We start from the raw sequence: 7,387 nt of genomic DNA on the forward strand, positions 1-7,387 counted from the left end.
GGCAATACTTGGTGATCTCTTCAAACTTTTTTCGGTGGTCAACTCGGACGGGCAGGCCTTAGGCGATGGCATCGGTAATCGGCTGGCTTGACCACTCCGAGGAACAACAACGCAAGATGCGCGAGGTCATTGACCTCTTCTCGGAAACCGATTCGCGCGACGAGTTGGGTATCGGCGCGGTGAGGGACGCTTTTTCGGATCTGTTGTTTCCGGGCTTGAGCACAATCCAAACCCGCGCCCGGTACTTCTTTTTTGTTCCGTGGGTGTACCTGGATCTAGAACGACGGCGGGTGCCAGAAGGCCAGATCGCCCAGAAGGCCCGGCAACGTCAAATCGAGCTGATTTACGCCCTGGAGGCGGGGGGTGAATCCGGAGGCGTTATTGGGATCGATGCCCGGGAACGACTGAAGCGTCTCCCCGAAAGCGTTTACTGGAACGGGCTGGGTGTCTTTGACCTTCGCCGATACCAGGGGGGGCTGGGCGACTACCGGCGGAGCATCGGCCGCTTCTACCGGCAGGTCGATGCCTTTGCCGGTTACGAAGCCGAACAGATCGACATTGAACGGCCAACAAACTGGCACCCGGCGCTTCCGCCCCGACCCGATGGGCTGTTTGAAGAAACCACGCTGGCTCTCACCGGCGAGGAAGCTCATTTCTTACGGGAACGGATCGTTACGGCCGACCCAGGCTCGCTGCTCGCCCACTACCTGCTGGCCGGGCAACCAGTCGAGGGCACGATTGCTCTCCCGTGGGACGGCGTTGACTTCGACGGCTTGCCCGACGAACTGGCCAGGCGGGTCCGGTATGGCCGCTGGTTCTCCGAACTGTTCTGGGGTGCGGCGCTTCTCTACAACCTTCTTCTGGCCGAAGAAGCAACCCGGCGGGAGCTCCAGTCGGGAGGCGCCGAACGAGTCGACCATTACCGAGACCGGCTTGACGACTGGGTCGGGCTGGTAGCCGCCCGACGGTCCGAGTTCGAAGCAGTCCAGCGCGACGACTTTTGGCGGGTTGTTTCTCACACCGGCGCACGGGTCACCGACAAGACACGGAGGTTTCTCGACCAGTGGTTCGATCTGGCGCTTGCACCCGGCGGGAGTGTGGCCACTAACCGGTCAGCACACCAGCTGATAGGCGACCGTGAGCAGGGCCTTAAGCGGGGGCTGGCCCGGCTCGGCAACCCTCGACAGCTTGAGATTTGGGGGGGCGTGTCCGGGGCGGGCCAACTCAACTACCGGTGGGGCACCGGCCAAGTGATCGTCAACGACATCATCAAGGGGCTAACCGATGCTTGACCCCGACGACCGGCACCTCCTCGTCGAAGCGCTCAAACCGCCACCGGGGATGATCCTGGATATTGCGGTGGGCACCACGTTCACTCTTGACCTTCAGGCGTTGCTTGTGGCACCTGTTTCGTTCGCCCTGTTTTCGGCCACCGCACCCGGTGGGGAATCCGACTCGCTGGCCCTCCTGGAGGCGGTTCGCCGTCACGCCGATCGGATCACCATCTTCTGCCAGGCCGGTTGCATTGCTGTGCCCCGAACGCTTCAACCGGTGCTCGCGTGGCTTGAGGACTCAGTGGTTCCGGTCGCCCCTCCCCGGCCGGGACGCCTGTTCCACCCGAAGGTGTGGGTGTTGCGGTTCCGCAACGACGCCGGCGAGTACGCCCACCGGGTGTTGGTGGCCAGCAGGAACCTGACGTTTGACAGTTCCTGGGACACGATTGTTTGCCTCGATGAGGACCCGGCGGCCACAGAGTCCGACGACAACGAACCGCTGCGGTTATTCCTCGACGAGCTCAGTGCCGGCGCTGTTCAACGCCCAACCGACGATCGACAACAACAGATCAGCGACCTTGTCGAATCACTGCGTGACGTCAAGTGGGAACTCCCCGACGGCGCCCTCGAGGTGCGGTTCTGGCCGCTGGGCGGCGACCATCAGCTTCCGGATCTCACCGGCGACCGTTCCTTGGTGATCTCACCGTTCCTTTCGGCCGACACACTCGAGTGGTTGTCAAGTGGTGGTGACCGGCACCTGCTGGTGTCAAGAGCCGACGCACTTAACAGTGTCGGCTCGCTGCCCTTGGACGGTTTTGAAGAAACGTTCGTTCTCGACACCGACGCGGTTGAAGACAGCGACGACGAACCGGAAGCGGAACAAGAACGGGTCGGCATTCCGCTTCGTGGACTGCACGCCAAGCTGTTCCTGGTTGAAAGGGGCCGCCGCTGTCACCTCTACACCGGGTCGGCCAATGCCACAGGCGCCGGTTTCGGCGGCAACACCGAGTTGCTCGTCGAACTAGTTGGCCGCCGCAACCACTGGGGCATCGACCAGGTCCTGGATGCCAAAGGCCACAAGGCAACACTCCGGGACCTGCTGCAACCATTCCGACCGGAAAACGAAGAGCCCGCAGAACCCGACGAGCTGGCCACGCTCACCTACCGGCTTGACTCTCTTGTCCAGCAGATCGCCAGCATCCCGTTTACCGTCACCGTCTCCCCAACTGACACAGACCACCGGATACACATAGCGACCCAACAGCCGATGCCGGCAGTTGATGAGGGGACCACGGTGACGATCCGGCCGGCGTCGGTCGCTACTGCAGGGGCCGACAGCCATATCCATCCCGGGCAGGCCGTCGATGTTGACGCAGGCGCCGTGACCTTGGCTGGGATCACATCTTTTCTGGTGGTGACAGCAACCGCTTCGGTTGAGGGCCGCCAGGCCAGGAGTGCCGCATTGATTAACGCCCGGCTGGTCGGCGCTCCCGACGATCGCAAAGAGCGGCTGCTGTCCGCTCAGCTCAAAGACTCCGATGATCTGATCCGGTACTTGTTGTTCTTGCTCTTTGACCTGGTCGACGACGCTCGCCTCGACCAAATCATTTCGACGTTCGGGGGCGGCGGGGGCCGGTGGAAGCACGCCGGCCAGGTTCCTCTCTTAGAGACAATGCTTCGGGCCCTCGTTCGGGGCGGGTCAGCTCTCGACCGGGTCGCTGATCTTCTCGACGATCTGCTCTCCACGGACCGAGAAGGACTTATCCCCGAGGGCCTGGAAGAGATCTGGGCACCGATCAACGCTGTTCGCCAGGAGCTTCGAGCATGACCGGCGAACAGGCTGACCGACGTGAGGCCCTGCAGCAGATCGACGGGGAGCTGAAAGATTTTCAGCGAGCAACCGTTGACCACGTCTTTCGCCGCCTCTACACCGACCCGGATTGCGGCTCCCGGTTCCTGGTGGCCGACGAGGTAGGGCTCGGCAAGACCATGGTCGCCAAAGGGGTGATCGCCCGGGCTATCGCCCACCTGTGGGACGACATCGAACGGATCGACGTCATCTACATCTGTTCGAACCGGGCAATCGCCGACCAGAACCTGCGCAAACTCAACGTGTTCGGCGATCAGACCTTCTCGTTCGCCTCACGTCTAACCATGATCGCCAAAGAAATCAGGGAACTCCGGGGAAACAAGGTCAACTTTGTTTCGTTCACCCCCGGCACGTCGTTCGATCTCAAGAGCAGCCTCGGCATGGCCAGCGAACGGGTACTGCTATGGCACGCCCTTCGAGGCCTCTGGGGGCGCGAACTGCTCGACGTTTCCGCCGCTCGGCGGATCTTCCAAGGCTGGCTCAGCACCCTCGGCCGCTTCGACGAGATCGCCAAAGCAGCAGAATCCGATCTCGCCAAACTCGACCCTGACCTGCTCGCCGCATTTGGCGAAGAACTCGCCGGTACCGACCTGCGTGACCGGTTTGAGCAACTCATCCCAGACTTTGGGACCAACAAGCCTCCTGAGGAGGCAGTTACCCAACGGGCGGAGCTAGTGGGCGAACTTCGAAACCGGCTGGCCAGCCAGTGCGTTGACGCGCTCGAACCGGACTTAGTAATTCTCGACGAGTTCCAGCGCTTCCGTGGCCTTCTCTCCGACGACACCGAAGCCGGACATTTGGCCAACGCCCTGTTCGACTTCGAAGACAACAAGACGCTGATGCTCTCGGCCACCCCGTACAAGATGTTCACCGCCTCAGGTGATAGCGACGACGACCACTACAGCGACTTTTTGCACACCGTCGACTTCCTCCTCGACGGTGACACACAGCGCTTCGGTCAAGCGCTCGACCGGTACCAACAGACAGTGCTCGAAGCAGGTCGCTCGAACACACCGACCTCTGGGGCGGCCCGCCGGGAACTCGAAACCGAATTGAGAAAGGTCATGGCGCGAACTGAACGGCTCGCCTCCACCACCGACCGCAACGGCATGCTGCGTGAAACCGTCAAACAAATCGGTGGGCTCACCGCCGACGATGTCAATGCCTATGTCGCCTTAGAGGCGCTCTCTAACCGTCTCGACGGGGGCTCGATGCTCGAGTATTGGAAATCGGTACCGTTTTTCTTGAACTTCACCGATGGTTACAAGCTCGGTAAGCGCCTCGACGAGGCCCTCAGCGACCCGACGGAACGCAAAGAGACCAAACGATTGGTCGCTGCGGTCGAGGGCCAGGTCGACTGGCAACAGTGGCGTCGCTACCAGCCGCTTGACGCCAACAACCCGCGGCTTCGACACCTCACCGAAGAGACAACCGGCGCAGGCCGATGGCAGATGCTCTGGCTGGCCCCTTCACTCCCCTATTACAAGCTGGAAGGGCCGTGGCAACAAGACGACGCCCAGGCTTTCACCAAGCGTCTGATCTTTTCAGCATGGACCGCAGTACCTAAGGCAATCGCTTCGTTGGTCAGCTACGACGCTGAACGCCAAATGATGGCCCTACGCGACGAATCTGTCCGCAACCATCCTGACGACCGTAAGAAAATCAAAGGCCTCCTGCAGTTCAAACGCCGCGACGGTGAACCGGCCGCCATGTCAACTTTCGGTCTCCTGTACCCGTCGTGGACGCTGGCCAAGATCGGCGACCCTTTCGCTCTCGCACAAGGCATTGGCAACGACGCTTCTCTCGACGACGTCCTAACGGAGATGACCGGCCGGCTCGAAGAGAAACTCGCTGACCTTCCCGACTCTCCAACGGACGGCCGGGTTGATGAGCGGTGGTACTGGGCGGCCCCCATACTCCTGGATCGCAGTACCGACAGCTCGGCCTGGATGAAACACAAGCGCCGCTACCTGTGGTGCTGGCTTGGCACCGACTCGGTCCGAGACGACGACCCCGATGAGCATTCGGCGTTTGCAGACCACGTCGACCAGGCCCATCAGCTGTACCGCAACGAGATTGAACTGGGGCGCAAACCCGATGATCTCGCAGAGGTCCTGGCCCTGCATGCGCTCGGCAACCCGGCAACCGTGGCGCTCCGGTCGCTGCTTCGAATCTTCGGCGAACAGGGCGAAGAATGGGCGTGGGACGCAGCGTGCCGGATCGCCTGGGGGTTCCGAACGTTGTTCAACCTCCCCGAGGCCACATCACTTATCCGGTCCCTCCACCCGGGCGACTACTGGCGGTCAGTGCTCCGCTACAACGCAGAAGGCTGTTTGACGGCTGTCATGGACGAATACATCCACTGCCTGAGCGAGTGGTTGTTCATAACCCGGATCGAAAGCTGGGACGACCTCAACAAGATCGCCGAAGAGTTCGTCACAGCCGTGTCGGTGAAGTCCGCCGATTACGTCGGAAGGGACCACACCGGTCGAAGCGGACGCTCCCAGCATCGGTTCAGAAGCAGATTTGCTTTGCGTTTCGGCGATGAACGGTCAGAGACTGACTCGTCGGTGATCCGGTCCGGTGTGGTCCGCTCAGCGTTCAACTCACCGTTCTGGCCGTTCGTTCTCGCCTCAACCTCTGTCGGCCAAGAAGGTCTTGACTTTCACCTTTACTGCCACGCTGTGATCCACTGGAACCTGCCCTCCAACCCCGTCGATCTCGAACAGCGAGAAGGACGTGTTCACCGCTACAAGGGACACGCTCTGCGCCGAAACGTGGCCGCCGCTCACGCCGACGCCGCGTGGGCCAACCCCGGCGACCCGTGGAAAGCCATGTTCGACGCCGCTTGCCGGTCACCAGAGGCCGAGGGGTCTTCCGACCTTGTCCCGTTCTGGATCTATCCGGGCCCATTCGCGATCGAAAGAATCGTTCCCTCCCTGCCGTTGAGCCGCGAAACCCGTCTGCTCTCAGACCTGAAACGCTCAATCGCCATGTACCGGCTGGTGTTCGGACAGGCCCGCCAAGACGACCTCGTCGAATACCTCTCCGGTGTGGACAACCCAGCTGTTCTCGAAGACCTGCGGATAGATCTCACCCCACCAAGCCCGCAGGCCAGCTAGTTGCTAGATGAAGTCGACCATTGTTTCCCCGCCGGGGATTAGGCGAGGTGAGCGCGAGCTAGGTCACACAACCGGTCGACCGTGCGGCGTAGCTCGTCGGCCGCAGGCCCGGGACGCCGACGGGTAAGGACCTCAGCGACGGCGTTGTAGTACCAGATCTGTTGGTCAGGGCCGGCGTTGAACCGCTTCCAGAATTCGGGACCGAGTTCGGCGGCGTCGTTGACAATGCAACGGGCGTTGTGACGTTTGTCGGCAAGGGCCACGCACAGAACTGCCTGGTCGGCGTCCTCCAAGTGTTCGATGTAGGCCTCTTTTCGTTCCCGCCACGGGGGCTTCGGAGTGCTCTCAGCGTCGCTGCATGCTTGAACGATTCGAGCGACCTCAGGTCCAAAACGGTCGGCCACCTCGCTGACTGACACCGGGGTGTCTTCGACCACGTCGTGGAGAACGGCGGCCATCGCAATGTCCTCGAACCGGTCGTCTAGCTGCAGGTCCGATGCGGCGTCTTCGATCGCCAGAGAAGCCACCGCCAGGAGATGGCTCAGGTAAGGAATCCTGGTGCACTTACGGACATCGCCGTGGTGTTTTTCACGGGCGAAACCCACAGCGGAGGTAAACCGCTCCCCCAGCTCCGGTTTCTTATCCATGCCGGGCACCCTAACTGCCGCTCATCGAAGCGGTCTTTGGGCCCTGAGAACTACACATTTTCAGCTCCTAGGCTGCTCTTGTGCCCACTTCGCCCAATGGGCCCGTCCGTAACACTTCCAAGATCCCGACGCCATCCAAACGTTTATGTGAAGCATCACGTCATGGACGTCAGGAGCGTCTAGTCACGTACGCCGGTGTCCATCACCCCTGCTAGTTCAAGGGATCTGGCCGCCACGGTGTACAGCCGTCCATCTCCGTCTGCTGGCTTGGCTGTCAACTTGGCTGTCAACTTGTGCTCTCCCCTGCATCGGCAGAACCTGCTGACGGTTGTTCACGGGCAACAGTTAGTCGATCGCCGCACCAGTCCAGGTGGGCTGACAGCCCAGCACCGCTGGGTCGATCTGCGGACGATTGCGGCTCAATGATTCGCTGGCCCTGATACTCCGAGTACTCGGTTCCATCGAGACTCGATG

5 protein-coding genes are annotated in these 7,387 nt (G+C 61.4%); 3 read left to right on the top strand and 2 right to left on the bottom strand.

Annotated elements, in window-relative coordinates:
* The first annotated feature begins 65 nt into the window (after positions 1 to 65).
* Genes OSA81_13000 through OSA81_13010 form a run of 3 tightly spaced genes read left to right on the top strand, consistent with a single transcriptional unit; the run spans position 66 to position 6,266 of the window.
* Positions 66 to 1,292 carry a DUF6361 family protein gene (locus OSA81_13000; GenBank protein MDE0899918.1) on the top strand — a complete coding sequence of 409 codons (1,227 nt, stop codon included), beginning with the start codon at positions 66 to 68 and terminating at the stop codon, positions 1,290 to 1,292.
* A complete protein-coding gene (locus OSA81_13005; protein MDE0899919.1) occupies positions 1,285 to 3,102 on the top strand; it encodes a phospholipase D family protein in 1,818 nt (605 codons plus the stop codon). The genes OSA81_13000 and OSA81_13005 overlap by 8 nt, the downstream gene beginning before the upstream one ends.
* Complete coding sequence (locus OSA81_13010; protein MDE0899920.1) at positions 3,099 to 6,266, top strand: helicase-related protein; 3,168 nt, start codon at positions 3,099 to 3,101, stop codon at positions 6,264 to 6,266. Before OSA81_13005 ends, OSA81_13010 begins: the two co-directional genes overlap by 4 nt.
* 38 nt (positions 6,267 to 6,304) lie before the next feature.
* Here OSA81_13010 and OSA81_13015 read toward each other — a convergent pair whose 3' ends face one another.
* Together OSA81_13015 and OSA81_13020 are read right to left on the bottom strand one after the other, a co-directional pair.
* Positions 6,305 to 6,913, bottom strand: coding sequence for an HD domain-containing protein (locus OSA81_13015; protein MDE0899921.1), 609 nt, complete (start codon positions 6,911 to 6,913; stop codon positions 6,305 to 6,307).
* 286 nt (positions 6,914 to 7,199) lie between these two features.
* A partial coding sequence (locus tag OSA81_13020) for a hypothetical protein (protein ID MDE0899922.1) occupies positions 7,200 to 7,387 on the bottom strand: 188 nt, incomplete at its 5' end.

The organism is Longimicrobiales bacterium, from assembly GCA_028823235.1.
Taxonomy (GTDB): Bacteria; Gemmatimonadota; Gemmatimonadetes; order Longimicrobiales; family Gaopeijiaceae; genus UBA2589.